Source organism: Bifidobacterium sp. H6bp9 (assembly GCF_032193695.1).
GTDB classification, from domain to species: Bacteria; Actinomycetota; Actinomycetes; order Actinomycetales; family Bifidobacteriaceae; genus Bombiscardovia; species Bombiscardovia kimbladii.
This window is the reverse complement of record NZ_JASTZY010000002.1, coordinates 225,832-250,330: the sequence shown is the minus strand read 5'-3', so window position 1 is coordinate 250,330 and position 24,499 is coordinate 225,832. Positions and strand designations below refer to the sequence as shown.

Genomic DNA, 24,499 nt, shown 5'->3' with positions numbered 1-24,499 from the left:
GGTAAATAATGAGCAATACCGTGGAATGGTTCAAGCAGGCCAAGTACGGCATGATGATCCACTGGGGTCTCTATTCACTCCTGGGAGGAGAGTACCAGGGGAAGTCGTCGAGCAACTATGCGGAATGGATCCAATCCAAGCTCCAGATCCCCAACAAGGAATACGAACGCCTGACCCAGGCCTTCAACCCGATTTATTTTGACGCTGATGCCATAGTCGACCTGGCCAAGCGCTGCGGCATGCAGTATCTGGTCGTCACCACAAAGCATCACGACGGCTTCGCCATGTACCGGTCGTTGGTGGATCCCTACAACGTCTATGACGCGACGCCGTTCCATAGGGATGTGATCGGGGAGCTGTCCTTGGCCTGCCGCAAGGCTGGTCTGCGATTTGGCCTCTATTATTCGCAGGATCTGGACTGGCATGAACCGGATGGGGGCGGATACCTCTCGAACGACATCGAGACTGCAGGCACCACCTGGGACAACAGCTGGGACTTCACAGGGGAGAAGAACTACGACCGTGCGTTCAAGCACAAGATCATGCCGCAGATCGAAGAGATCATGAGCAACTATGGAGAGATCTCGGTTGCCTGGTTTGATGTTCCCATGACCCTCAGCGACGAGCAGAGCCAGACCATTTACGATACGGTCAAGCGCCTGCAGCCCGACTGCCTGATCAATTCCAGGCTGGGTAACGGCCGCTACGATTATGTCTCTTTGGGAGACAATGAGATTCCAGAAGACTCGGACGCCAGCGACAAGGCCGCTTCGGATGGAAATGTCGATTACAACTCGATCGAAGGATTCAAGCCCTCAAAGCTTGGTCTCTACGAAACCGCCGGGACCATCAACGATTCCTGGGGATTCTCCTACCATGACCAAAACTGGAAGAGCCCGCAAACCATTCACGATTACAAGGCCCATCTGAACAAGTACGGCATCAACTACCTGCTCAATGTCGGTCTGGATGGATTGGGACGCGTCCCTATGGCGGCCGAGCAGGCACTCCTGGGGGCACGAGCTCTGGAGGCCTGAAAAAACGGAATTCTGTGAATCAGCCAGAGGGTCTTGTCGGAAGGATGCCATTCCAATCCGACAAGGCCTTTGGCAGATTGTCTATTGTCATTCGTAATTCTGTTAATTTGCTGTGCGTCAGCGAGTAAGATGTACTTACAATTTTGGAGTGACTTGTTTCTCAACCGATAGGAACCTGTGAATATCTACTTTCTCGTGAGACAAGGCGTTAGTCGTTTAATTCGTGTTTGAAAACAATAACATTAACCAAGAATTTTAGGTTAATGCAGTATTCTACAGTTATCCCCGCTATTGCTTTTTAGTTTATTTTCTTTAATTAAGACTATTCGATTCTATATTTTTCATTTACTTTGAATCGCTTCTTATTTTTTGTAAATGACCTAGAGAGAGCAGTTCAGAAGGCAAATTGCGAACGTATAGTACAGCTGTAAAGGATGCCTTCACGCTACAGAGCAAATCCTGTCAACAATGATTAGTATCTATTTGTGCTTTTTTGAGTGTTATTCTGAACCGAAGGTCAGTTGTATCGCACTAATTAGCGGATTTGCGAGAATATTTTAAGATTGCACTAACTTTTTATATTGATAATTCTATCTATTCTATCTAGAAGATCGTCATAAGTAACAATGTCTACAACATGTGAGTATTGCCGCCTAATTAAATCGAAGTCACGTTGTTCATCTTCGGTAAATACGCAAGAGCCAATAAGTAGTAAGCCATGCGGATTGAGAAATTTAAGCTTAAAATCATCAGGGAGGTCTATGCCATTATCAGCAAGTCGCTTTTTACATGTATCGGAGAATCGTTCTTCCCCTGAAAGACCTAAATGATTTAAGTAGAAGATATATTTTTCAATTTGTGAGATTCCGCCAGTCAATTCACGAGCAGGGATGAAGTTATCTCGATATGTCTTCTTCATTAGGAGATTATTCTTTCCTAATGGCGATTTAATTTCTAAAAGATCCACATTGCCAGAAGCATCGATGAGGAGGTGATCAATCCGTCGAAAATTGGTTTTTCCGTGATTGCTTATTTTTTCTGGAATAACAGCTTCTCGCAGAACGGCGATGTATTGGGGATATACAGCAGGTAGTATAGACAGAATGATCTTTTGCCAGTAATCTTCATGCTGATCGCTATTCTCCTCAAGAGCATGTACGAGAACGTTACGAGCTTCAAGCAAAGACTGGTGCCGGAACTGGTTGATTTGTTTAGTTCCAATCGGACCGCTCTCGTCAATGGAATTTATGTGTTTGATTTTCCTCTGAACAAAATTGTTGTAGATTTGCTCGTAGTCTTCTTTGGGTGTGAGGTAGTCTCCCAATATTCTAGTTATTTGCAGCTCACCATAGTGTTTGAGTTGTGCTGTAGTAGGAAATTGCTCAAGCAAATTTGTAAAAACATCCCATGGTATTGAATTATCTGCAGAACCGCCAACAATAATATTTGAGTCTTCTGAGGATATAAGTGATGAAATTCTTTCGAATACTGACGTTTGTCGATCAAATCCGACCGCGAACAATTTGATGCTGACTTTTTCTTCAGTTGTTATATAAATATCCTGTGTGCTATCTAAGATCCTGCCAGGTATGTGATAATAACTTTCATTTCCTTTTAACTCAATGCTCGCAAATCGAAACGCCATTGTATATTCAGGAGTTGATAACGAGTCAATGAGATCTTTCTGTGAGAAGTTAAAGACCCTTCTGATTGAAATGGAGTAGCCATCTTGCAACACGGGCCTTATACTCTTTAGTTCATAAGGAATGGTCTCGTCGTCGTATTTGATCAGATGCTCATTTTCATCCCATGCAATGCCTAACTTAGCCTGCACGTATTCTACGCGTAAAGGTTCGACATAATACAGAATCAGTGAGGAACCAACTTCTTGGAACTTAAGGTTAGACATAAAGCCTCCGTTATCACCCGACATTTGCATAGTAATTGAAATTGTCAACGTCAGAAATAATATTCCGTTTTTATTTTAAATATACTCGTCTTAATTCAATTCATTAAAGATGAAATGAGGTACTAAAAAAGGATCCCGGCTCGGTTGTTACTTGTAATGGGTAATAGGTTCTTGGGTTTATTTTTGAGTAATTCAATTTATTGTAAAAGATTCTATTCGTGTGCGGATGTTCAAACAGGTTAACTCTTCATTTAAAGGTCTTTGGCATGTATCATCAGGTAGTCCCAGGCACGGGTGGGGAGGAGGGTATGAAGAGCGACCAGAGGTTTGGCGCCGAAGCCCAGAAGGTAGCGTGGACGGGGGTGGCGTACCGTCGAGGCGCGAACGATGGCTTTGGCGATGACCGATGGTTGGGTCAAATGCCTGCTGGAGTACAGCTTGCGCAACCCGGCAGCAGCTCGGGATCCTGACTGTTGATATGCGCTTTTGCGGGTTACCTTCAGAAGATGGTCGGCGGCTATTGCGCCCCAGTTGGTGGCAATGGCTCCGGGCTCAATCAGGACTACGTCGATGCCGAAGGGGCGCATTTCCATACGCAGTGCGTCGCTGAAGGCTTCAAGGGCATACTTGGTGGCATGGTACCAGGCACCCATATAGGTGACCATTCGGCCTGCCATGGATGAGGTGTTCACGATTCGGCCGCATCTGGCTCGGCGCATGGCGGGCAGTACCAGCTGGGTCAATCGGGCAAGGCCGAATAGGTTGACTTCGAATTGTCGACGTACCTCGCCAATGGAGACCTGCTCGACCGGACCATAGGAGCCGTAGCCGGCGTTGTTGATCAGCAGGTCGACCCGCTTTTCCTGCTGCAGAATTCGTGCGACAGCCTTCTGAATGGATGCAGAATCGGTCAGGTCCATCTGCACGGCTGTCACCCCTTTGTCGGCCAGTGGCTTCAGTCGTTCGACTCGTCGTCCTGCAGCATATACCTTGTATCCATGATCGGCGAGCAGGCCAGCGGTTTCATACCCGATGCCGCTAGTGGCTCCGGTGACCAGCGCCACTCGATTGGTCATACTTATCACCCCTTCTGGCTGGTGTCTGTGAATCGTGGCTCCTGCTTTTCTTTGAGGCACAGTATATGACGGCATTTCGTTGCAAGGACATAAAAAGCCAGACGAGGGCGGTCTACCCGTCCACGCCTGGCAATGCGACCATAACGAATACCTTATGCCTGCACCCTTTCCAGCAGGAGGTCGTTCAGCTCGGCAGCTGTTGGATAAGCCTTCTGGGTGCCGCGGCGCGTGACGCTGATTGCAGCGTATCTGTTGGCGTGCCCCAGAGCGGTTGGCACATCCTCGCCCTGCGTGTAGTAGTGGGCGAACGAGCCGATGAAAGCATCTCCGGCGCCAGTGGTATCCACGGCTTCAACCGTGACTGCAGGCACCAGCAGCTCCTGGTCGGCGCTGACCCATAGGGCGCCCTTGCCGCCCATGGTGACAATCAGGTTGCCTACTCCGCGCCTTACCAAGCTCCGTGCTGCGGCTTTGATCTCATCCAATGTCCCTGTGGGCATTCCTGTGAGCGTGGCCAGCTCGGTCTCATTCGGTGCGAAGAAGGCCACTCTGGAGACATAGTCGATGTTCAGATCGTCATTTGCTGGAGCAGGGTTCAGCAGTACAGGCACGCCGTAGTCCTCTGCCAGTTCAATGGCATGGTAGTTGGTCTCCAAGGCGATCTCCTGTTGGAGAACGACCAGTTTCGATCCCTTGATCAGGTCTTTTTTATCGTCCAAGGCGGCAGGCGTGAGCTGTTTGTTGGCGCCTTTGACGATCAGGATCCGATTGTCGCCGCTGGTGTCCACAAAGATGGGCGCCACGCCGCTGCTTCCATCGGCGATGCCGATTCCATCGGAGCTGATGCCGTTGCTGCGATAGTTCTCCAGCTGCTGTCTGCCGAATTCGTCCTTGCCGACCATGGTGATGAAGCTGACCTGTGAACCCAGACGGGCGGCGGCGATGGCCTGGTTGGCCCCTTTGCCGCCGAATCCCATCTCGAATTCAGGAGCTTCCACGGTCTCTCCTTCCACCGGCATGCGATCGACAAAGGTGGTCAGCTCATACATGTTGGAACCGATGACGGTGATGTCAGCCATGATGTTCCTTACCTTTCCAGGCCGGTGGTGACCAGGAATGAACGTGTTTCCTGGGGCTTGAGGTGGATCAGGGTGTCTGCCTTCTCAGCGGCGGCGCGGCCCTCGGGCGTGCTGGTGCCGGGCAGCGCAAAGGCCGCCACCTGTTGATCGGCGTTGTACAGGATCCAGCGGGTGACGATGGGGAATTGCTCCGTGCTGAACCGTGTCAGGAAGTTGTGTTCGGCATTCAGATGGAGCCGGAACTCGGCCACATCCGTAAACTTGGTCAGGTTCTGGGAGAAGAAGACGATCTCAGGATCGTAGTGGCTTTCGTCGTTCAGGTCGTTGATCAGATCACCGCTGGCCTTGAGCTCTTCGTTGTAGGCCAGCCATTGCGGGGTGGGATGGACGTGGGCGGGAACGGTCTGGCGCAGACGGAAAGCCTCGTCAGGCACGTTCTGCTCCATGTGCCCGTCATGCACGTAGGCGTAGTTCATATGGCACATGTATTGCAGAGGCATGGCCTGATAGTTGGAGAGGTTGGTGACCTCCAGACCGATGTCGAAGAGACCAGAATCCGTGTGCAATGTTACGGATGGCCTACTCAGGTAGTGGTCGCCGAACCCTTTGACATATTCAAATTGCCCATGTATTGACATGGTCCCATCTCCGAATTCCAGCCAGGCACTGTCCATGCGACTGGTCGGGGCCTCGCCGTGGAGTTGGTAGTCGTCCTCCGGGGCCGGGGTTCCGCCGCCAAGGAGTCCTGACGTGAACTGGAAGCAGCCGTAGGTATCTGCTATGGCCGTGCCGGGAAGGGGTTGCGAGAACATGTCCTTCATCTTCAGGCTGATGGAGTCGAAGACCGCATCCCAGATGATCAGGCCCATATAGGGCAGGACGGTGAGCTGGCCGCGGGAGTTCTCCAGACGGACCGCTTCAACTCCTGAAGGGTAGGTGAAGGTGACGGCTTTGAAATCGTCGTCCTGATAGAGGGTGAACTCGGCCGGGCCGAACATGTCATGATTGAGGTGAAGCTGTTGCATGATTGGTTTTCCTTTCATTGGTTTTTCTGAGCGCCTTCAGCCTTGAAAGCGCGCATCTTTGCTGTGGAATAGACGCAGACGACCGCGAAGCAGACCACATCGACGAGGAAGGACAGGGACATGTTCGAGATGTCCGCGACGAATCCCTGCGCTACAGGCATGAAGGCCCCGCCCACGATGGACATGACGATGATGGCTCCCGCTGTTTCCGTATGGCGTTTGTCGGTCACCGTATCCAAGGTCTGCGAGTAGATGGTGGCCCAGCAGGGTCCGAACAGGCCCGAGACGATGATGGCCGCATAGACGGCGCTCATGTTGCGCACCAGGAGGATGTAGACCAGGGCAGCCAATCCGAATGCCGAGAACCACTGCAGGACCCGGGAGGGGTGCATGGACTTCATCATGAAGTTGGCGATCACCTTGCCTACGAAGAAGGCGACATAGCTGTAGATCATGAAAGTCGATGCCGAACGTTCATTGATTGAGGAATTGAGCTCCATGGCTAATCTGATGGTGAAGGACCATACAGCCGTCTGCATTCCTATATACATGAATTCGGTGAAAATTCCCCAAAGGAAGCGGCGATTGTGCGCAAGATAGGCCAGTGTCTCGCCGATGCGCGCCTGAGGCTGCTGCTTGGTGGAATCCACCCTGGGCTTGCCTGAAGGGAACTGCGTCAATGCGAAAAGCACTAGGGCGACCAGCAGGACGAAGATGATGTATTTGTAAGGCAACAGCGTATGTTGAAGGGCGCGCTCGCCGAAGGTGATGCGGGCCTGTCCGTGAAGCCCTTCCATCTGCTTTTCCAGGCTCTGGCCTGCACCGAAGATCAGGTATTTGCCCAGCAATATGCCCGCTATGGCGCCGAGCGGGTAAAAAGTCTCAGAGATGTTAAGCCGCAGAGTGGCATACTTCTTAGGTCCCATGAGGGAGCTGAAGGTGTTGGCCGAGGTCTCCAGGAAGCTTAAACCGCAGGCCAAGGCGAACAGGGCGATCAGGAAGAAGCCGTAGGTGGCCATGCGCGAGGCTGGGAAGAAAATCGAACAGCCGATGGTGTATAGCGAAAGGCCGATCATGATGGCGACCTTGTATGAGGTCTTCTTGATGATGAGTGAAGCCGGTATGGCGATCAGAAAGTAGCCCAGATAAAAGGCTGTCTGTACAAAGGCGCTGGCGACATTGGACAGGGTGAAGATGGTCTTGAACTGGGTTATGAGTATGTCATTGAGACTGGCGGCCGCTCCCCAAAGGGGGAATAGACAGGAGAGCAGGATGTACTGGAGCATCGGCGTCCTGTCCAGGTATCCATCATCCAATTCCTGCGCGCGCAGTCTGAATGGATGAAAGGATGCTTTTGGACGCTTCTGTAAGGTTGTTGATTGCATGAACCCCTCCTTGGGTTTGCATTCGGTGGCCGCCGCATTGCGTGTGCCGAGAATATAAGAGTCGGTCCGGGGGGCCGGCCCCCGGACGCCGAGGTCAGGCCTTGCCGATGATGGCCATGCTGGAGCTGGTGCCCAGCCGTTCCACACCTGCCTTGATCAGGGCCTCAGCCTCTTGCCTGGTGTGGATGCCGCCGGCGGCCTTGATGTGAATTCTGTCGCCGACTGCTTGTTTGATGACTTCGATGTCGTGCACACTGGCGCCACGGCTGGCGAATCCAGTGGATGTTTTGACGAAATCAGCGCCTGCGTCGGCCACCAGCCTGCTGGCCCGCGCGATCTGCTTATCGTCAAGCAGAGCTGTCTCGATGATGACCTTGATGACTTTTCCTGCCTGATGCACGGTCTCGACGACTGCACGAATATCCTTGGCAACGAGCTCCTCTCGACCGCCCGTCATTTCGCCGATGTTGATCACCATATCCAGCTCATCGGCTCCGTTTGCGATGGCTTCCCGGCTTTCGGCGACCTTGCTGGCTGTGGTGTTGGCACCCAGGGGGAAGCCGATGACGCAGGCAGTCAGGACATCCGAACCTTTGACCCGCTCATGGACGTGGGAAACCCAGTAGGGATTGACCATGACCGAATAGAAATGATTGTTCAGGGCTTCGTCGATGACCTGGTCGATCTGAGCGAGTGTTGCCTCCGGCTTGAGTAGCGTGTGATCGATTAGGCGATTGATCTGCATGATTGTTACCTCCTTGTGGGCATCACTGTAACAGTCAATGCACGGAAGTAAAATGCTAATATGAACATATGTTCAAAAACTGAAGCTCGAACATCACATGACGTGACGCTGTCATTGGCTGCTGTTTCCGCACGACTAGGAGAAGAGGAAGTTTCATGATCGACGATGAACAGCATAGGAATCAAGCTGTCACAGTCTGTCACTGGTATTACGAGGAGGGCTTGGGTCAAAACGCCATCGCCCGCAGACTGGGCGTTTCTCGCCCGACGGTTTCGCGTCTTCTGGCCTACGCCAGGCAAGAAGGGCTTGTTCGGGTTATCATCGCGGACCCTCATGCTGATTTGCAATCCCTGGCCAGAAAACTCAAAGTGACTTTCGGCCTGCGAGATGTCAGGCTGTCATATGATTCGACAGGTGACGAAGAGGCCATCAGGGATAGACTAGGCGCGGTTACAGCGGATTATCTGGCGGAGATTGTCGGCGATCACGACCGTTTGGGGATCAGCTGGGGGAGGACCCTCAAGGCTGTAGCCGATCATCTGCGACCTAATGAGCACAAGGATGTATCGGTGGTGCAGCTCAAGGGAAGTGTCTCCGCATCTGACTTCAACAACTATGCCGCGGATATCGCCTTGAAATTCGGCATGGCCTTCGGCACCACCACTACAGTGCTGCCCCTGCCGGTCATTTTCGACAACGCATTGACTCGGGATATTGTGCTCAAGGACCGTTTTATAGACAGGATTGTTCGTCAGGGCGATCGGACCGATATCGCCTTGTTTACCTGCGGAACCGTTCGTGACGATGCCATGCTCTTCAAGCTGGGATATCTCTCCCGTAGGGAGATTGCCATGCTGCAGCACAAGGCTGTCGGCGATGTGCTTTCACGATTTATAGCTCCTGACGGCTCCATTGCGGATGATGGCATTAACGCGAGAACGGTGGGGATACAGCTTGATCGGTTGCGCAAGAAGCCATGTTCCATATTGGTGGCGGGAGGGCCTTCCAAGATAGCATCCATGCGTGCGGCGCTTCTGGGCGGCTATGCCAATGTGCTGATTACGGATTCCCAGGCTGCCATGCGTCTGCTTGAGGAATGAGCGGGTCTGTGCAATTAAGGGGGTTACGCCGTCTGGTGTGGCTCTTCAGATGCCTATCGCGTCCATAATCACGCAACGGCTTGGTCAAATAATGGTCGCCTTTTTGGATTGCTGAAACTTCGCTGTACGCTAATTGCTAATGCTGATTGTAGATTCCGCAGGAGGTTTCAGCATGCAGGGCACACGATTTACCTATTGGTGGCACGGATTCGATCTGTGACGCCGCGTGCCTTGTAGGAACGGTTGCATGGATCGGAACCCACCGGCCCTGCAGTCGTCGACAGCATTTCCCGTGCATCGTCACCGCATAGTCGGTAGGGCAGCACCAGCGACAATGGTTGAAGTAACCGCATGGGAAAGGACAAGCCAATGACATTGGCGGATCATATGAATGCCAGGGTCAAAGCTCTGGCGCCGAGCGACATTCTCGAGTTCAACAAGGAGATCGCCGGAATAGACGGCATCGTGAAGCTGACCCTGGGGGAGCCGGACTTCTTCACCCCTGAGCACGTCAAGCAGGCGGGCATTCAGGCCATCCAGGACAACCACAGTCATTACACCGAAAGTCGCGGCATGCCCAGCCTTCGCAAGGCGGCGGCCGACTATCTTCAGGCCAAGTACGGGCTGGACTACGACCCTGACACGCAGATGGTGATTACGGCCGGGGCCACCGGGGGCATCTTCTCGGGCCTGACCGCCATGATCAACCCGGGCGACACGGTCATCCTGCCCACGCCCATCTTTCCGCTCTACATCCCCATTGCCCAGCTGAGCGGTGCCAGGACCGTCTTCGTCGACACCTCCGATGACGGCTTCATTCTCAAGCCGGACAAGCTGGAGGCCGCCATCGAAAACAGCGACAGTCCGGTCAAGGCCCTGGTGCTCAACTATCCGACCAACCCCACCGGGGTGACCTATGCCCGTGAGGATCTGGAAGCACTGGCCCAGGTGGCGCGCAAGCACGGCTTCTTCGTGCTCAGCGATGAGATCTATGCCGAGCTGACTTACCAGGGCACCCATGTGTCCATGGGCACCATTCTGCCTGAGCAGACGGTCGTTCTTGGCGGGGTTTCCAAGTCCCATGCCATGACTGGATGGCGGGTCGGCATCGCCGCCGGCCCGGCCGACGTCATTGACCAGATCAGCAAGGTCAACGAGTTCAGCATCACTTCGGTAACCACCAACGCCCAGTATGCGGCCCAGGAGGCTCTGACCAAGGGGATGAATGACACGGATCCGATGCGCGAGGCCTACCGCAAGCGGCGGGACTATCTGGTCAAGGCCCTGCCCGAGGTGGGTATGGACGTCATCGATCCCAAGGGGGCCTTCTATATCTTCGCCCGGCTGCCCAAGGGCATGCGCGACAGCTGGAGCTTCGTCTACGACCTGGCTCGAAAGGCCAAGGTGGCGGTAATCCCCGGAGCCAGCTTCGGGCCCGGGGGAGAAGGCTACGTCCGCATCTCCTATGCCGCCTCTATGGAGGATCTGCATACCGCCGTGGAGCGGATCGGCGACTATATGCGCGCTCAAAATCGCGGGTGACTCCGCCGGCGATTCATGCGACAACCACCATCTGACAACCATCAACGAAGACAGTTACCAAGGACTAGAAAATGACTAGCATTCTCATATATTCAGTACGCCCCGACGAGCAGGAGGCCATTCAGGCCTGGGCGCAAGCCAATGACATTCAGGTGGATACCACTGACCACGATCTGGGTATGAACACCGTGGACATGATCAAGGGATACGACGGTATCGTCATCCAGCAGCACGCGGCCCTGCCCGAGCCCGAGCTCTACCAGCGGCTCAAGGAGTATGGCCTCAAGCAGCTGACCCTGCGCATCACCGGCTATGACATCGTCAACCTGCAGGCCGCTCGGGAGAACGGGCTGGTCGTTACCAACGTGCCTGCCTACTCGCCCCGGTCGGTCTCCGAACTGGTCCTGGCCCAGGTCATGCGTCTGGTCCGGCATCTGGGGGAGGCCAGCGCTCGCGAGGCCAAGGACGACTATACCTGGGCTGGGCTTCAGGCCCACGAGATCCACAACCTGACCGTGGGGATCATCGGAGCCGGCAAGATCGGATCGGCCGTGGCCAGGATCTTCCGGGCCCTGGGCTCCACCGTGATCGCCAACGATCCGGTCCACCGCCCCGAGCTGGCAGACACCCTGGATTACGTGGACCTGCCTACCCTTTTGAAGCGGGCCGACATCGTCACCGTTCATACGCCGCTGGACGAGACCACCCACCATCTGATCAACGCACAGGCCCTGGATGCCATGAAGCCCTCGGCCTTCCTGATCAACGCCGCCCGCGGCCCCATTGTGGACACCCCGGCACTGATCAAGGCCCTGCAGACCAAGTCCATCGCCGGTGCCGCCATCGACACCATCGAGGGGGAGGCCGGCATCTTCGAAAAGGACCTGAGCGGAACCAAGGTCGACAACCAAGCCCTGGAGACCCTCAAGGCCATGCCCAATGTGGAGGTCTCGCCCCACATCGGCTTCTACACCGATGCTGCCGTGAACGCCATGGTCAACATCTCCCTGAACGATGTGAAGACCATCCTGGAGGGCGGCACCAGCGAGCATCAGGTGGACTGACCGTATTATCTCCGCGACCCGGACCGGACTCCGACCGACTCAGTCGGTATTCTGAGCAAAGGTGATGGTGCCCCGGTCCGGGTCCATGCTTTCCACAATGGCCAGGGACTTGAGGTTGTAGCCCTCGTTGCGCAGGGTGCGGCCGCCCTCCTGGAAGCCCTTCTCCACGGCGATGCCGATGCCCTCGATGATGACCTTGGCATCATGGCAGATGTCGATCAGACCGTGCAGGGCGTTGCCCTTGGCCAGAAAGTCGTCAAGGATCAGCACGTGCTCGCCCTCCTTGAGGAAGCGCTTGGCCACGATGACTGGGTACTCACGCTGCTTGGTGAAGGAGTAGATGCGGGCCGTGTACTGGTCGCCGTCAAGGTTGATGGACTGGGTCTTCTTGGCGAATACCACCGGCACGTCCCCGAAGTGGCGGGCGGCCAGGCAGGCGATGCCGATGCCGGATGCCTCGATGGTCAGAATCTTGTCGATCCGGTGACCGGCAAACAGGCGGGCCCATTCAGCGCCCATGTGGTCGAAGAGCCGCACGTCGCACTGATGGTTGAGGAAGGCGTCCACCTTGAGTACATTGCCAGGCTTGACCGTGCCCTGGCGGCGGATTCGCTCCTCAAGTTCCTGCATGTCATCGTCCTTGTCGTCATGAAAGCGGGGCCCCTATGGTCCCGACGGATAGACACCAAGATAACCCGGTTCTGGGACTGTGGCCAGGCTGCCCTGATCCGCCAGGTTTCACCTCCAGCTGATTGGAGTGTCTTCCTGGCGTGTCAGCCCGTCAATGCGCGGATTCAAGGCCCTGACTGTTACAGTGAAAATTGACCGCAATGGTCACGCATCGTCACGGTGCGTTCAAGGACCTAAGGAGGACCATATGGGGATTCTGGATGATGCAAAGGATGCCATGAAGTCTGCCGGCGAGAAGATTTCCGATGTCGCTGGCGATGTAAAAGACACCGTTATGGACAAGGCATCCGATGCCAAGGACGCCGTTGCCGATAAGATGGGCGACGCCAAGGACGCTGCCCAGGACAAGATGGGCGACGCCAAGGACGCCGCCTCCGATAAGATGGACCAGGCCAAGGCCGATGCTAAGGTCGGCAAGGCCAAGGCTGAGCAGGGCGCCACCGAGGCTGTCAACAACGCCAAGGACCAAGTGCGCAACTGACTGGGTCATCTCGACTTCCCCGACTAAACCCCGTTCGCTTTCCCTATTCTCAAGGCGGACGGGGTCTTTTATGTCTGCTGGTACGTCTGCTGGCTAACCCATGAGCCAAGATCGATGACACCGCTTTGTGGTAGAAATAGTTGTCTGCCGGGTGTGCGCCATCCGGCCTGAGACGGTGACCGAGACCAGATGGCAAGAGGTGGCTTGTGAACGAGGAACCGGACTTGATCCAGCGCAGCGCCAAGGAGCTGCTCAAGGGGCTCAATGATCGTCAGGCCGAGGCGGTTCAATACCAGGGCCCGGCCCTGCTGATCGGAGCAGGCGCAGGCTCGGGCAAGACCAGGGTGCTGACCCGCAGAATCGCCTGGATCCTCAGTCAGTTCGGCGCCTGGCCCAGCCAGATTCTGGCCATCACCTTCACCAACAAGGCGGCCTCCGAGATGCGTGAACGTCTGCGCAGGCTGATCGGGCCCGTGGCCGACCGCATGTGGGTGTCCACCTTCCACTCGGCCTGCGTGCGCATTCTGAGACGGGACGGCAAGGAGATCGGCCTGCGATCAGGCTTCACCATCTATGACACAGCCGATTCCGAACGCCTGATCAAACTGATCGGCAAGGATCTCAACATCGATCTGAAGCGCTACACCCCCAGAAACATTTTGAGCCGCATATCCGACTACAAGAACAACCTGCAGGATTGGCGCACACAGCTGCAGGAGTACGCCCCCGACTACCGGCCCGGGCAGCGCGGCCAGCAGATCACCGCCCGCTTCGGCAACGAGGAGGAGCTCTACTCCGTGATCTACGCCGAGTACGAGCACCGGCTGGCCCAGGCCAACGCGGTCGACTTCGACGATCTGATCGTACGCACGGTCCAGCTGCTCCAGCAGTCCCCAATGGTGGCCCAGTATTACCACCATCGATTCCGCTACGTGCTGGTGGACGAGTACCAGGACACCAACCATGCCCAGTATGTGCTCATGCGCGAGCTGGCCGGTGCCGATGCCGACAAGCAGGACCAGGCCTGGATCACCGTGGTGGGCGATTCGGATCAGTCCATCTATGCCTTCCGAGGGGCTGACATCAGCAACATCAGGGACTTCGAGAAGGACTTCCCCGGAGCCCGGACCATCCTCCTGGAGCAGAACTACCGCTCCACCCAGACCATTCTGGATGCGGCCAATGCCATCATCGTCAAGAACGAGGGTCGCAAGCCCAAGAAGCTCTGGACAGCCCTGGGCAAGGGGGAGCCCATCGTGGGCTATGCCGCCGACAACGCCCAGCAGGAGGCCGCCTGGATCGCCACCGAGATCGCCCGGTTGCGCAGCGAGGAGGGCATTCCATACTCCGACATGGCCATCATGTACCGGGCCAACGCCCAGTCCCGCGCCCTGGAGGAGGGGCTGATCAACGCCGGCCTGCCGTATCAGCTGGTGGGCGGGACCCGCTTCTACGAGCGCAAGGAGATCAAGGACGCCCTGGCCTACCTGCACGCCATCGCCAATCCCCAGGACGATGTGAACATGCGACGGATACTCAACGTGCCCAAGCGGGGCCTGGCCGCACGTGCCGAGGCGGCGGCGACCTCCTATGCGGATCTGCATCAGGTCTCCTTCTGGGAGGGGGTGCAGCATATCGAGGAGGTGCCCGGGGCCTCCACGCTGATGGTCAAGCGGATGAAGGCCTTCAGGGATCTGATCACCTCCCTGACCGACTTTGCCGCAGAGCACGATACCAAACCCTCCCAGATTGTTGAGAAGGTTCTGGAGGAATCCGGCATGCTGGACGAGCTGCGCAAGTCGGTGGACCCGCAGGATGCCTCCCGGCTGGAGAACCTTGGCCAGCTGCAGTCCGTGGCCGCCGAGTTCGAGCAGAAGACCCCCGACGCGACGCTGGCGGGCTTCCTGGAGACCACGGCGCTGGTGGCCGACTCGGACCAGCTGCCGGGCCTGGGCGACGACTCGGGCAAGGTGACGCTGATGACCCTGCACACGGCCAAGGGCCTGGAGTATCCGGTGGTCTTCCTGACCGGCATGGAGCAGGGAACCTTCCCGCACTCCCGCTGCCTGGAGGATACCGATGAGATGCAGGAGGAGCGTCGACTGGCCTATGTGGGCGTGACCCGTGCCAAGCGGCGCCTTTACCTGACCCGGGCGGCCGTCCGCTCACAGTGGGGGCAGGTCAATGAGATGCTGCCCAGCCAGTTCCTGGATGACATCCCTGACGATCTGATCGACTGGAAGCGTCGGCAGGCCGGCAACGAGCGGATGCGCGCAGGCTGGGACCTGGGTGACGACGAGGACGAATTCGGCGGCTTCGAGGATGAAAGCGACGGCCGTGCATTCGGTCATCGTTCATTCGGCGGGTTCGGCTCATCCCGCAATGGGTACGGGCGCTCGCGGGCCTCCTCGCAGCGGTCGTTCGGATCATCAGGTTACGGCTCCCGCGGCTCCTCCTCCAGAAATGGAAGGGTCACGACCCGACGGAGCACGACAAGCCCGTCGTCAACCTCACACGCTGGCAGGGCCTCGGCCCAGCCCAAGTCGAACGGCCTGTCCATTCAGGACTTCTCCCTGGGTGACAGGGTTGCCCACGACCAGTATGGCCTGGGCAAGGTGGTCGACATTCAGGACAAGGGGCACAACTCGGTCCTGACTGTGGACTTCGGTTCCGAGGGAACCAAGCGGCTGATGCTGCGCCTGGCGCCGATCGAAAAGCTCTGAATGATCGAGACTCCAAAAGCTGTATGCTCACGACTCTTGTGCAGACAGCCATTCCACAGCGAGCTGGGTGCGGTTGGCCAGGTTGGTCTTGGCCAGGATGGCGGAGATGTGATTGCGGACGGTGCCTTCGCTAAGATAGAGCCGCCTGGCGATGGCCTGGTTATCGAGGCCGTCGGCCACCAGAGCGGCGATTTCACGTTCACGGTCAGTCAGGGTTTGGAAGCGCCGGGGAGCAGGCTCAGCTGGGTCCTTTCGCGCCTGATCCTCCTGTTCGCCAAGCGATAGGTTGGCAACGGCTTCAGCTCCAAGAACCGTCTGACCGGCCATGACGGCTTGGAGGGCCGGCACCACTGAGGCCACGTCCTGCTTGATCACATAACCCTTGGCACCCAAGGCCAGGGCGCGGGAAATGTACTCCTTGTCTGCAAAAGTGGTCAGAAAGAGCACCCGAGCAGCCGGATCCACGGCGATGATGCGCTCCGCCGCCTCCAGGCCGTCCATGCCAGGCATCTGCACATCGAGCAGCAGCACGTCAGGCCTGCCGCCAGTCGCTTGGAAACAATCCAGGGCTGACTGGCCGTCATTGGCTGTCCAGATCACGTCTGCAGTACCGGTTGCCGTCAAAATCGTTGACAGGGACGAGCAGACAATCGGATCGTCATCAGCGATAGCGACTTTCATGCCATGACCTTCCTATCCTCTCCATGCTCAGCTGCGCTGTGGTCGGACCAGGGCTCCTTGGGCAAGGATACGAAGACCTTCCATCCTTGTCGGTTGGGGCCGCTGTTGGCCGTGCCTCCCAAGGCCCTGGCCCTGGCCTCCATATCAGCCAGTCCCATGCCGCGGCTGTCAGGCTGCGACTGCTGAGACCCGCCGTCATCCTGCACCACCATCTGCCAGAAGGCCGGGAGGTCGCGCAGAATGACTTGCGCTGAACTCGCCGAAGAATGGCGGACCGTGTTGGTAAGGGCCTCGCGGACGATGGTGGCCAGGCAGCGGCACACTGGTGCGGGAGCTGTTTCGATGCCGTTGTTCAGATCGACCTTCAGCCGCCCCATAGAAGCCTCGGAGCTGGCATCCTCCATCTGGGATGCGAAGTCGGTGCCTGCATCTTCCAAGTCATGCACCGAACGACGGATTGTGGTCATGGCCTCGTCCAGGGTCTTGCCGACATCATCCAGTATCCGCTCGGCACTCTGATCGCCCTTGCTCTGCGCAACCACCCGGCCAGCCTGGATCTGCATGATGGCTCGGGTGAGCAGGTGGCCCACATTGTCATGAATATCCCGAGCGATCCGGGTCCGCTCGGATAAGTGCGCCATCCGGGTCGCCTGGGCCCGCTCCTCGTCCAGGTCGTTGATTCGGCCGTGCAGTTGGCGAATCCGGTAGCGTTCGGTGTCCTCAATCTGCCAGACACGACCCTTAGCCACGGCCAAGTGTGCACATGCCAGTCCGCCGCCTTGCGCCAGTGCTGAGATCAGCAAAGCCAGCAGGGCATAGCGTTGGGCGAGGCCTGTAAACAGTATGAGGTCGACCATGGTGGGTATCAGCCAAAAGAAAGCCGGCAGCAAGGCCAGGATCAGCCTGGGCCGGGCCAGCCCGGGGTCCTTGGTCTGAGTGCCCTTCGTGCCGGCCGATCCGGTAGCCGGGACGATGCTTCCGAGTCCGACCCCCGCTTCGAAGGCCAGGGCTGGCAGGAAGAAAAGCCAGACTGGCATGAACGTTGTCAAAAGCGACACCAGAGCGCCGCCCCACATGGAACCTGGCGCCGGCAGCAGCCATTCACACAGGGCTCCTGCGGCTAGAGAGGCCAGGAGGCCGGCGATCAGGGTTGCTGAAACCCCTGAACCATACCATGATCCGCATAAGGTCCCCAGACCAAGCAGGACCAGCCAGCCAGCTATCCTGCCCATGAATGTCTCCTCGCCCTGTTGCCCTGTTGTCTCAAATAGTAATTGGCGGGCTACCCCTTCCTGCGCCTGTCCACATGCGGGAGCACCCATGACAAATGTCATAGATCTGATTCGACCATCCACAACATTGATGACGGCTGTCACGGTGTTGGGCCAGCCGTAGCTGGGATGATGGAATCATGAACAGTTCACGTGAGCAAGAGCCGGCCTTGAAGGTCAGCGCATTGGTGAAGCGCTACGGTGACATGGTGGCCTTGGACCACTTCGACATGGAAGTCGGTCGTGGTGAGGTATTCGGACTGCTTGGCCCCAATGGTTCAGGCAAGTCAACCGCCATCAACTGCATCCTGGCACTGCTCAGCTACGAATCGGGGACGGTTCGCATATTCGGGCAGGAGATGACCCCGACCTCCTACGACCTGAAAAGCCATATCGGCGTGGTTCCACAGAATGTGGCCGTCTTCAACGAACTGAGCGTGCAGGAGAACATCGACTATTTCTGCTCCCTCTACGTGCCCAGGAAGGCCGACCGCAAGGAGCTGGTCGAGCAGGCCATCGACTTCGTGGGGCTGGGCGAATTCCGCAAGTTCCGACCCGGCAAGCTGTCGGGCGGTCTGCTGCGCAGGCTCAACATCGCCTGCGGCATCGCCCACCAGCCGGACCTCATCTTCTTTGACGAGCCCACCGTCGCCGTGGACCCCCAGAGCCGCAACGCCATCCTGGAGGGCATCGAACGGCTGAACGCCCAAGGGGCCACCGTGGTCTACACCAGCCATTACATGGAGGAGGTGGAGCAGATCTGCACGCGCATCATGATCATGGACCACGGCCGTCAGATCGCCCTGGGCACTGCCGAAGAGCTCAAGGGCATGGTCCAGGCCGGCGAGCAGGTCACCGTCGAGACACTGGACCTGCAGGATTCCACGCTCGCCCAGATCCGTGCCCTGCCCCTGGCCCAATCCGCCGACTATGACGGCAAGGAGCTGGTCATCCACTGCCGGCAGGGCGAGCACAACCTGCAGGACGTGCTGACGGTCCTGGAATCCACCCAGACCAGCTACGGCCATCTGACCAGCCGTCCGCCATCCCTGAACGACGTGTTCCTGGAACTGACCGGCAAGGAACTGCGCGACTGAGCGCAGTCCATAGGCTCGATTGCCGTAAAGGAGCACCTATCCATGTGGAACTCATTCCTGATCAACGTCAAGACCTCGATACGCAACACCTCCTCCCTCTTCTGGGTCCTGGCCTTCCCGGTCATTCTGGCCGCTCTGATGCTGGGCATCATAGGCAACCTGCAAGACAGTTACACTGCCGAGGCACAGCACTTCGCCATAGTCTCGGATGCCAACTGGAAAGCCAGCCCAGGTGCTGACGAACTGGTCTCATCGCTATCGAAGAAGCCCAAGGCTGGGTCTGACGACACTCAGCTGCTTATCCCGACGACAGTGGCTTCCAGGGAGGAAGCGAACACGCGTCTGGATAGCCGGAAGGATATTGGCTACCTGTACGCGGGCTCTGACGGACTGGTCAACATGGTCCTGTCCGACCGCGAAGCCGCCAGCATCCAATCCGATGCCACCGCCTCCGAAGGCATAGCGGTCTCCATTCTGTCCGCCTCGTTGGGCAGTTTCAACCAAGCCAACTCCGCAAGGGCAGCCATGGCTTCACCAAGCAACCGAATTCTGCTGCAGTCCGGCGGACCGACCTACACCAGGCAAATCCGCCTGACGCACATCCACCCTTCTATGACCGCGCCCTACTTCTTCGCCGTGCTCGCCATGGCCTGCCTTATCGGTGCCAGCACCGCTGCCGAGATGATTGCCAGGACCCAGCCCAACCTTTCAGCCCTGGGAGCCCGACGGGCCAGTTCTCCCAGCCCCAAGTGGCGGCAGGCAGCGGGTGCCTTCCTGGCCTCCTGGCTCTTCTCCGCAGTCAGCCTCATGGTCGCCTACATCTTCGTCCGCACAGTCTGCGGCGTGCAGACCGGCGGTCGCGACCCGATAGCCCTCATAGCCATCGCCGTGGGCACATTTATGGCGACCGCTTTCGGCTCTATGATGGGCGCCATTCCCAAACTCCCCACTGAAACGAAGGTCGGCCTGGTAATAGCGATCGACTGCACGCTGAGTGCCTTTATCGGCCTCTATGGCAGCCTGGCTATGGACCTCAACAATGCCATCCAGGAACATGCTCCCATCTTTCATCTGCTCAACCCCGTCAAGCAGGTCTCCAACCTCTTCTACGACATCGTCTACTACGACAGCCTGGCACCCTTCGCCCGCACCTGCGGCATCCTGGCCATTATGGCCGCTATCTTCCTGGCCATCTGTGGTCTGCTCCTAAGGAAACAACGGTATGAATACTTGTAAAACAGCACTGCGCGTCGTCTGGGCGCATAAGTTCTACCTCCTCCTGTATCTAGTGGGCATGAGCCTGATCATGATTGTCATCGGCTCCACGAACGTGCAGGCCGCGGTACGTGCCAACACCTCAAGCTCGATTGGTCGCTTTGAGCCCGCACGTGCGAAGGTGGTCGTCATCAATAGGGATTGCGGTAACCAGGCTGGCTGCGAGCTGGGCCAGGGTCTGAAGAAGTATCTGGGCAAATCGGCCCGATTGGTGACAGTCGAAGATAAGCCCCAGGCCCTGCAGGACGCCAATGTATCGAGTAAAAGCGATTTGACCGTCATCATCCCAGCCGGATATGGACAACGGTTCCTTGAGACGCTTGAAGACACTGCTGCCCAAGCTCACAGCGGCGGCAAGACGACTGCTTTCCCTAAGGTTGAAACGGCTGCCTCCTACAATTCCAGCCGTGGCAGTCTGGCACAATTGCAGGTGGACAGTTATTTTGATGCTCTTCGTGCTGCTTTGCTGAGCGGTCTGGGCCAAAACGGTTCGACGGATCTGCACTCGCCGGCTGCGGTCAAGGATGCGGCTGCCTATGCAGTAGCCCACTATGCCGGCAACCAGCCACATGTGGGCATCCATGCCAGCCCCAAGACTGATAACCATGGAGCTTTGTTGAAAGGCTTCGCTACGACAGTCGGCCTGGCCGCTTTTCCCTTGATGACAGCGCTGACGGTCTGCGTTGCCACGCTCTTCGGAGCCTTCAGTTCTCCCGACCGACATCGACGCCTGCTTGCCTCTCCAGAGCGGTCAAGCAGCCTGAATGGACAGGAGCTCATGGCAGCCCTCATTCTGGCAGGCATCTCCTGGGCATACTATGTGGCACTCGTTGCCTTCAGCATGACGGCATCGGGGGTGTCCTTGGCTTCGCTTGGCTGGGGGAGGGTGCTGCTGAGCTTTTTCGCCATGCTGGTATTCGCTGTGTCGGCGGCATCCTTTGGATTCATGCTTGCCCAGTTCAATCCCTCCTCTTCGCTCATAAACTCAGTAGGCGTCACCTTCGGCCTGGTGGTGATGTTCACCTCCGGGTCCAGTTCTGGCGGCCCCCTGCCTCCGGTCATGCAGACCATCGGCAAGCTGACTCCGGGCTGGTGGTACAACACTGCAGTCCAATCAATCATGGATTCAAGCGCAGCAGGTCTGGCCTCCTGGGCTCTGCCGCTGACCGTGGTTGCCCTGTTCGCTCTGGCCTATGCCTGTATCGGCCTTATGGTCTCACGCCTTACACGCACCCGTGCCACCCTGGTCGCTCCCGTCAGCTCCGACCCCAGTATGATCGGGTAGTTTTTCCGCATTCATATCATCTTTCTGTCAACGGTTTTGCTTTCGGTAATCTACCGAATATAAAATAATTTTGGAGAATAGAGCCAAAACCAAATGCAGCACAACTGAAGAAGTAAATGATATGAACATACTCGTTATTCAAGGATCACCCTATGGAGGTAGTTTCAGCCACACCAACGCCCAGGCTTATGCACAAGCTGCCCGGCGTAAAGGCCACACGGTCGAAATGATCGACCTCAGCCAGGAAGACTTTGACCCAGTGCTTCGCTACGGCTATGTCAAGCACATGGAGGACGAATCAGCGCCTAAGCGTTATCAAAACATGGTTGCACGAGCCGATCATCTGGTCTTCGTCTTCCCCATTTGGTGGGCGGGCGAACCGGCCATCCTCAAGGGCTGGCTGGATAGGGTACTCACGCCCCAATTTGCCTACAGATATGAGAGCAGCCTTAAGTCGGAGGGGCTGCTCAGAGGCAAGACGGCGCAAATTATCAGTAGCAGCCATGGGCCGGCCTTCGTCTCCAAGATGTATGGCTCCACCGTGACCCGATGGAAGTACTCCATCCTGAAATTCTGCGGTATCAAATTCACCGGGGCCAGCATTCTGGGCTGCATAGATTCGAAGATTGATACACCTGAACGCCGCGACGCCTTCACTCGGAGGATTTGCGAGACAGTCCCCTCAGCAAAGTAAGGCCTGTCAGCCTTATTGAGACGCTTTTGTGTCTATGTCGCTAAGCGATGGATCCTTGGTCGCCAATGGCGAAAAAGCGCCGGCGCGGCATTCAAAAGGCCTTCACCTCGTTGATCATTCATCCGGCTTCATGGCCAGTCTGGCAATCAGACATGTCAGCAGTGTCACCATGACAACACCAGTGATGATCAAGGTCATGGGGCAGTGGTCGATCAGCGGGCCGAAGGAGGCTTGCCCCAACGGAATCGCGCACATGCATAGACTGTTGGTCAGCCCTATCACTTTGCCTATCAGCATTGCAGGGGTATGAATCTGCTCATAGGACAGGGAAGTGATGTTGACTGTCTGCACCATTCCCGCAGCCAGAGCCATGCACCCGGTTACCAGGGCGAAGAGGGCATATGTAGGCAAATGCAAAAGCAGTCCTGCCGCAATGGGCAGGAGAACCAGGGCGCTGCCCGAGAGCAGTATGGGTATCCGTTGCAGATAGAACCAGTCTGGACGGATGGACACCAAGATGGCTCCAAGCAGGCTCCCGCAGGCCAGTATTCCTTCGGCCAGCCCCTGCATTGCATTGCTCAGACCCAGCGTCTGAGTGACCATATAGGGCAGGGCCACGTTGATGTAGGAGGCAAAGATCAGGTTGGCCGCCAGACTGAGTCCTATGACCACTTTGAGGTTGCTATTCCTGACCAGAAATTGTGCAGCTGTTTTCGTGTCCGCGACCAGATGGCTCACGAGTGCTCTTGGGCCTTGGGAGTGGCTTTGTGCTGGTTCGGGAATTCTGACGGCGATCCTGATCCAGGCAGCCGACAGAAGGCAGACCGAGGCCGAAACCCCGACTACCTGCATGATTCCGAAGATTCCCATGACCATGCCGGCCAATACTGGTCCGATCATTCCCACCAGGGAGATCGCCTGCGAAACCAGTGCCGATGCGCGGGTCAGGTCTTTGCTGTCTACCAGGCAGTGAAGGGCTGCTTGCACCGTTGGGCTGTAACAGGCCCTGTAGGCATTCACCAGCATCATGCAGGTCACAGTCAAAAAAACCGGGTCGATCTTGTGACTGATCAGGATATATAAGAAGGCAGTCAACGCTGACAGAATGTCCAGCACTGCCATGGTGGACTGCTTGTGCAGCCGGTCGGCCAGAGCTCCGCCCAGAGGCGTCAGGAGTATGGATGGAAGGACGGCCATAGCGGAGGCCATGCCATAGAGGGATACTGATCCTGAGATGTTCAGCAGATGAAGCGGAAGGGCGAAGACCAAACATGTCTGCCCTAGATTGGAGAGAATCTCAGTCGTCAGAAGAGCAATGAATGGCGGTGCCAGCAGTCCTTTGCTTGAAGTTTGGGCCTGATCGGGCGGGTTCATATGCCGGCTTCGCCTTTGGCTTCGGTGCCGAAGGAGGCCAGAAGGTCGGAGAACCCCTGATCCTCCAGGGGGATGCCCAAGCCCTGCATGATTGAGAAAAAGCAAGCGGCTCTGGTGCGCAGCTCAGCCTGTGTTCCCTGGCGGAAGAAAGGCAGGAGCCACATATTAGCTAGCAGCCGGAAAATCTCTGTGGTTTGTTCGACATGGTTCACGTGCATTGAGCCGTCCTGATTGCCCTGCTTGAAAAGGTCGACAAAGTCATCCCTTTCATCCACCAAGGCCGTGAACTCCATGCCGATCATCTTGGGATTGGCCTTTGGGTTGAATTTGCGGAACATCAGGTCCGCGGCCTTCAGCCTCTTGCGAGCTCGCTCAGGGGAGAAGAGCGACTGCAGCTGTTCCAATGCCGTGCCTTGCTTCGACCTCGCATTGGTCTTGCCGGTCTCCTCGCTCATGGTGTTCATCAACCTGTCGGCCACAGCGTCGAAGAGGTCTTCTTTGGACCGAAAATGGTGGTAGACGGCCCCCTTGCTCAAGCCTCCGGTTGCATTGATGATGTCCTGCATGCTGGTTTTGTCGTAGCCCTGGCTTGTGAAGAGTTCGGTGGCGGCTTCGATGATTCTCTCCTGTGTCAGCTCTGGATGTGCGTTGCGGGCCATGGTCGTCTTCCTTTCAGATCGCTGAGATGGGTCGTTGTTGATCGGTCGGGGGAGTCTGCCTGCCTTGGATCAATATCATACCGACCGTTGGTATGAATATAGCACAACATACATCTACTCCCAGGTCGGGCTCATGTGGTTTAATAAACACTTGGTTTGCGTGTTTGTGCGTGAACCTATCTGGAGTCTCAGCCCATCAATGGGTCGGCGGCCGCAAGGTCGTTCGTGCTTGGCACGGTGAAGCATTGGAGAGGCCTGACTCGACGGTTCCGGCCGTCTTCGTTCAGATAACGACAGAAGCAAGTAA

The 24,499-nt window shown here is 56.8% G+C and carries 21 protein-coding genes; 10 read left to right on the top strand and 11 right to left on the bottom strand.

What is annotated here, in order from left to right; translation table 11 throughout:
- The first annotated feature begins 8 nt into the window (after nt 1-8).
- Nucleotides 9-1,037, top strand: a complete 1,029-nt coding sequence (locus QRX40_RS04715) for an alpha-L-fucosidase (RefSeq protein WP_313836639.1) — start codon at nt 9-11, stop codon at nt 1,035-1,037.
- A gap of 568 nt (nt 1,038-1,605) precedes the next feature.
- Here QRX40_RS04715 and QRX40_RS04710 read toward each other — a convergent pair.
- The 6 genes from QRX40_RS04710 to deoC all read right to left on the bottom strand — a co-directional run bounded on the left by QRX40_RS04710 (nt 1,606) and on the right by deoC (nt 8,256).
- Nucleotides 1,606-2,946, bottom strand: a complete 1,341-nt coding sequence (locus QRX40_RS04710; RefSeq protein WP_313836638.1) for a Shedu immune nuclease family protein — start codon at nt 2,944-2,946, stop codon at nt 1,606-1,608.
- 251 nt (nt 2,947-3,197) lie between these two features.
- On the bottom strand, nt 3,198-4,022 hold the full coding sequence (locus tag QRX40_RS04705) for an oxidoreductase (protein ID WP_313836637.1): 825 nt from the start codon (nt 4,020-4,022) through the stop codon (nt 3,198-3,200).
- Nucleotides 4,023-4,174: 152 nt separating this feature from the next.
- Nucleotides 4,175-5,101 carry a ribokinase gene (gene rbsK, locus QRX40_RS04700; RefSeq protein WP_313836635.1) on the bottom strand — a complete coding sequence of 309 codons (927 nt, stop codon included), beginning with the start codon at nt 5,099-5,101 and terminating at the stop codon, nt 4,175-4,177.
- 8 nt (nt 5,102-5,109) lie between these two features.
- Nucleotides 5,110-6,126, bottom strand: coding sequence for an aldose 1-epimerase family protein (locus QRX40_RS04695; protein WP_313836633.1), 1,017 nt, complete (start codon nt 6,124-6,126; stop codon nt 5,110-5,112).
- A 14-nt stretch (nt 6,127-6,140) separates the two neighbouring features.
- Complete coding sequence (fucP, locus tag QRX40_RS04690; RefSeq protein WP_313836631.1) at nt 6,141-7,511, bottom strand: L-fucose:H+ symporter permease; 1,371 nt, start codon at nt 7,509-7,511, stop codon at nt 6,141-6,143.
- 94 nt (nt 7,512-7,605) lie between these two features.
- Nucleotides 7,606-8,256 (bottom strand): deoxyribose-phosphate aldolase, encoded by a 651-nt coding sequence (gene deoC / locus QRX40_RS04685; protein WP_267430489.1) that lies wholly within the window; start codon nt 8,254-8,256, stop codon nt 7,606-7,608.
- A 155-nt stretch (nt 8,257-8,411) separates the two neighbouring features.
- Here deoC and QRX40_RS04680 point away from each other — a divergent pair, with 155 nt between their 5' ends.
- From QRX40_RS04680 to QRX40_RS04670, 3 genes are all read left to right on the top strand, one after another.
- Complete coding sequence (locus QRX40_RS04680) at nt 8,412-9,356, top strand: sugar-binding transcriptional regulator (protein ID WP_313836630.1); 945 nt, start codon at nt 8,412-8,414, stop codon at nt 9,354-9,356.
- Nucleotides 9,357-9,725: 369 nt separating this feature from the next.
- Nucleotides 9,726-10,898: an aminotransferase class I/II-fold pyridoxal phosphate-dependent enzyme gene (locus tag QRX40_RS04675; protein WP_313836629.1), complete on the top strand. Its 1,173-nt coding sequence runs from the start codon at nt 9,726-9,728 to the stop codon at nt 10,896-10,898.
- A gap of 71 nt (nt 10,899-10,969) precedes the next feature.
- Nucleotides 10,970-11,962: a D-2-hydroxyacid dehydrogenase gene (locus QRX40_RS04670; RefSeq protein WP_313836628.1), complete on the top strand. Its 993-nt coding sequence runs from the start codon at nt 10,970-10,972 to the stop codon at nt 11,960-11,962.
- A gap of 39 nt (nt 11,963-12,001) precedes the next feature.
- Here the strand turns inward: QRX40_RS04670 and QRX40_RS04665 are convergent, their stop codons facing one another.
- On the bottom strand, nt 12,002-12,592 hold the full coding sequence (locus QRX40_RS04665) for a xanthine phosphoribosyltransferase (protein ID WP_313836626.1): 591 nt from the start codon (nt 12,590-12,592) through the stop codon (nt 12,002-12,004).
- Between the two features lie 247 nt (nt 12,593-12,839).
- On the opposite strand from QRX40_RS04665, the gene QRX40_RS04660 reads away from it, so the two are divergent.
- Nucleotides 12,840-13,133 carry a hypothetical protein gene (locus tag QRX40_RS04660; RefSeq protein WP_045924523.1) on the top strand — a complete coding sequence of 98 codons (294 nt, stop codon included), beginning with the start codon at nt 12,840-12,842 and terminating at the stop codon, nt 13,131-13,133.
- A gap of 206 nt (nt 13,134-13,339) precedes the next feature.
- The gene (locus QRX40_RS04655) at nt 13,340-15,856 is read left to right on the top strand and encodes a UvrD-helicase domain-containing protein (RefSeq protein WP_313836623.1); all 2,517 of its coding nucleotides are present in this window, start codon (nt 13,340-13,342) and stop codon (nt 15,854-15,856) included.
- A 27-nt stretch (nt 15,857-15,883) separates the two neighbouring features.
- Here QRX40_RS04655 and QRX40_RS04650 read toward each other — a convergent pair whose 3' ends face one another.
- Both QRX40_RS04650 and QRX40_RS04645 read right to left on the bottom strand, forming a co-directional pair.
- Complete coding sequence (locus QRX40_RS04650; protein ID WP_313836622.1) at nt 15,884-16,537, bottom strand: response regulator transcription factor; 654 nt, start codon at nt 16,535-16,537, stop codon at nt 15,884-15,886.
- Entirely contained in the window at nt 16,534-17,769 is a 1,236-nt protein-coding gene (locus QRX40_RS04645; RefSeq protein ID WP_313836621.1) for a histidine kinase, read from the bottom strand. The genes QRX40_RS04650 and QRX40_RS04645 overlap by 4 nt, the downstream gene beginning before the upstream one ends.
- A 179-nt stretch (nt 17,770-17,948) precedes the next feature.
- Here QRX40_RS04645 and QRX40_RS04640 point away from each other — a divergent pair, with 179 nt between their 5' ends.
- The 4 genes from QRX40_RS04640 to QRX40_RS04625 all read left to right on the top strand — a co-directional run bounded on the left by QRX40_RS04640 (nt 17,949) and on the right by QRX40_RS04625 (nt 22,159).
- Nucleotides 17,949-18,905 (top strand): ABC transporter ATP-binding protein, encoded by a 957-nt coding sequence (locus QRX40_RS04640; protein ID WP_313836620.1) that lies wholly within the window; start codon nt 17,949-17,951, stop codon nt 18,903-18,905.
- Nucleotides 18,906-18,947: 42 nt separating this feature from the next.
- A complete protein-coding gene (locus QRX40_RS04635; protein ID WP_313836619.1) occupies nt 18,948-20,141 on the top strand; it encodes an ABC transporter permease in 1,194 nt (397 codons plus the stop codon).
- A complete protein-coding gene (locus QRX40_RS04630) occupies nt 20,128-21,465 on the top strand; it encodes an ABC transporter permease (protein ID WP_313836617.1) in 1,338 nt (445 codons plus the stop codon). Before QRX40_RS04635 ends, QRX40_RS04630 begins: the two co-directional genes overlap by 14 nt.
- A 121-nt stretch (nt 21,466-21,586) precedes the next feature.
- The gene (locus QRX40_RS04625) at nt 21,587-22,159 is read left to right on the top strand and encodes an NAD(P)H-dependent oxidoreductase (protein ID WP_198179781.1); all 573 of its coding nucleotides are present in this window, start codon (nt 21,587-21,589) and stop codon (nt 22,157-22,159) included.
- A gap of 114 nt (nt 22,160-22,273) precedes the next feature.
- Here the strand turns inward: QRX40_RS04625 and QRX40_RS04620 are convergent, their stop codons facing one another.
- On the bottom strand, nt 22,274-23,533 hold the full coding sequence (locus tag QRX40_RS04620) for an MFS transporter (RefSeq protein ID WP_313836613.1): 1,260 nt from the start codon (nt 23,531-23,533) through the stop codon (nt 22,274-22,276).
- On the bottom strand, nt 23,530-24,192 hold the full coding sequence (locus QRX40_RS04615) for a helix-turn-helix domain-containing protein (RefSeq protein ID WP_313836611.1): 663 nt from the start codon (nt 24,190-24,192) through the stop codon (nt 23,530-23,532). Before QRX40_RS04615 ends, QRX40_RS04620 begins: the two co-directional genes overlap by 4 nt.
- Nucleotides 24,193-24,499: the final 307 nt, after the last annotated feature.

Excerpts from the sequence above, each read along its gene's own strand:
- QRX40_RS04715 (WP_313836639.1), top strand. The coding sequence starts at position 9 with ATGAGCAATACCGTGGAATGGTTCAAGCAGGCCAAGTACGGCATGATG.
- QRX40_RS04710 (WP_313836638.1), bottom strand. The coding sequence starts at position 2,946 with ATGTCTAACCTTAAGTTCCAAGAAGTTGGTTCCTCACTGATTCTGTAT.
- QRX40_RS04705 (WP_313836637.1), bottom strand. The coding sequence starts at position 4,022 with ATGACCAATCGAGTGGCGCTGGTCACCGGAGCCACTAGCGGCATCGGG.
- rbsK (WP_313836635.1), bottom strand. The coding sequence starts at position 5,101 with ATGGCTGACATCACCGTCATCGGTTCCAACATGTATGAGCTGACCACC.
- QRX40_RS04695 (WP_313836633.1), bottom strand. The coding sequence starts at position 6,126 with ATGCAACAGCTTCACCTCAATCATGACATGTTCGGCCCGGCCGAGTTC.
- fucP (WP_313836631.1), bottom strand. The coding sequence starts at position 7,511 with ATGCAATCAACAACCTTACAGAAGCGTCCAAAAGCATCCTTTCATCCA.
- deoC (WP_267430489.1), bottom strand. The coding sequence starts at position 8,256 with ATGCAGATCAATCGCCTAATCGATCACACGCTACTCAAGCCGGAGGCA.
- QRX40_RS04680 (WP_313836630.1), top strand. The coding sequence starts at position 8,412 with ATGATCGACGATGAACAGCATAGGAATCAAGCTGTCACAGTCTGTCAC.
- QRX40_RS04675 (WP_313836629.1), top strand. The coding sequence starts at position 9,726 with ATGACATTGGCGGATCATATGAATGCCAGGGTCAAAGCTCTGGCGCCG.
- QRX40_RS04670 (WP_313836628.1), top strand. The coding sequence starts at position 10,970 with ATGACTAGCATTCTCATATATTCAGTACGCCCCGACGAGCAGGAGGCC.
- QRX40_RS04665 (WP_313836626.1), bottom strand. The coding sequence starts at position 12,592 with ATGCAGGAACTTGAGGAGCGAATCCGCCGCCAGGGCACGGTCAAGCCT.
- QRX40_RS04660 (WP_045924523.1), top strand. The coding sequence starts at position 12,840 with ATGGGGATTCTGGATGATGCAAAGGATGCCATGAAGTCTGCCGGCGAG.
- QRX40_RS04650 (WP_313836622.1), bottom strand. The coding sequence starts at position 16,537 with ATGAAAGTCGCTATCGCTGATGACGATCCGATTGTCTGCTCGTCCCTG.
- QRX40_RS04645 (WP_313836621.1), bottom strand. The coding sequence starts at position 17,769 with ATGGGCAGGATAGCTGGCTGGCTGGTCCTGCTTGGTCTGGGGACCTTA.
- QRX40_RS04640 (WP_313836620.1), top strand. The coding sequence starts at position 17,949 with ATGAACAGTTCACGTGAGCAAGAGCCGGCCTTGAAGGTCAGCGCATTG.
- QRX40_RS04635 (WP_313836619.1), top strand. The coding sequence starts at position 18,948 with ATGTGGAACTCATTCCTGATCAACGTCAAGACCTCGATACGCAACACC.
- QRX40_RS04630 (WP_313836617.1), top strand. The coding sequence starts at position 20,128 with ATGAATACTTGTAAAACAGCACTGCGCGTCGTCTGGGCGCATAAGTTC.
- QRX40_RS04625 (WP_198179781.1), top strand. The coding sequence starts at position 21,587 with ATGAACATACTCGTTATTCAAGGATCACCCTATGGAGGTAGTTTCAGC.
- QRX40_RS04620 (WP_313836613.1), bottom strand. The coding sequence starts at position 23,533 with ATGAACCCGCCCGATCAGGCCCAAACTTCAAGCAAAGGACTGCTGGCA.
- QRX40_RS04615 (WP_313836611.1), bottom strand. The coding sequence starts at position 24,192 with ATGGCCCGCAACGCACATCCAGAGCTGACACAGGAGAGAATCATCGAA.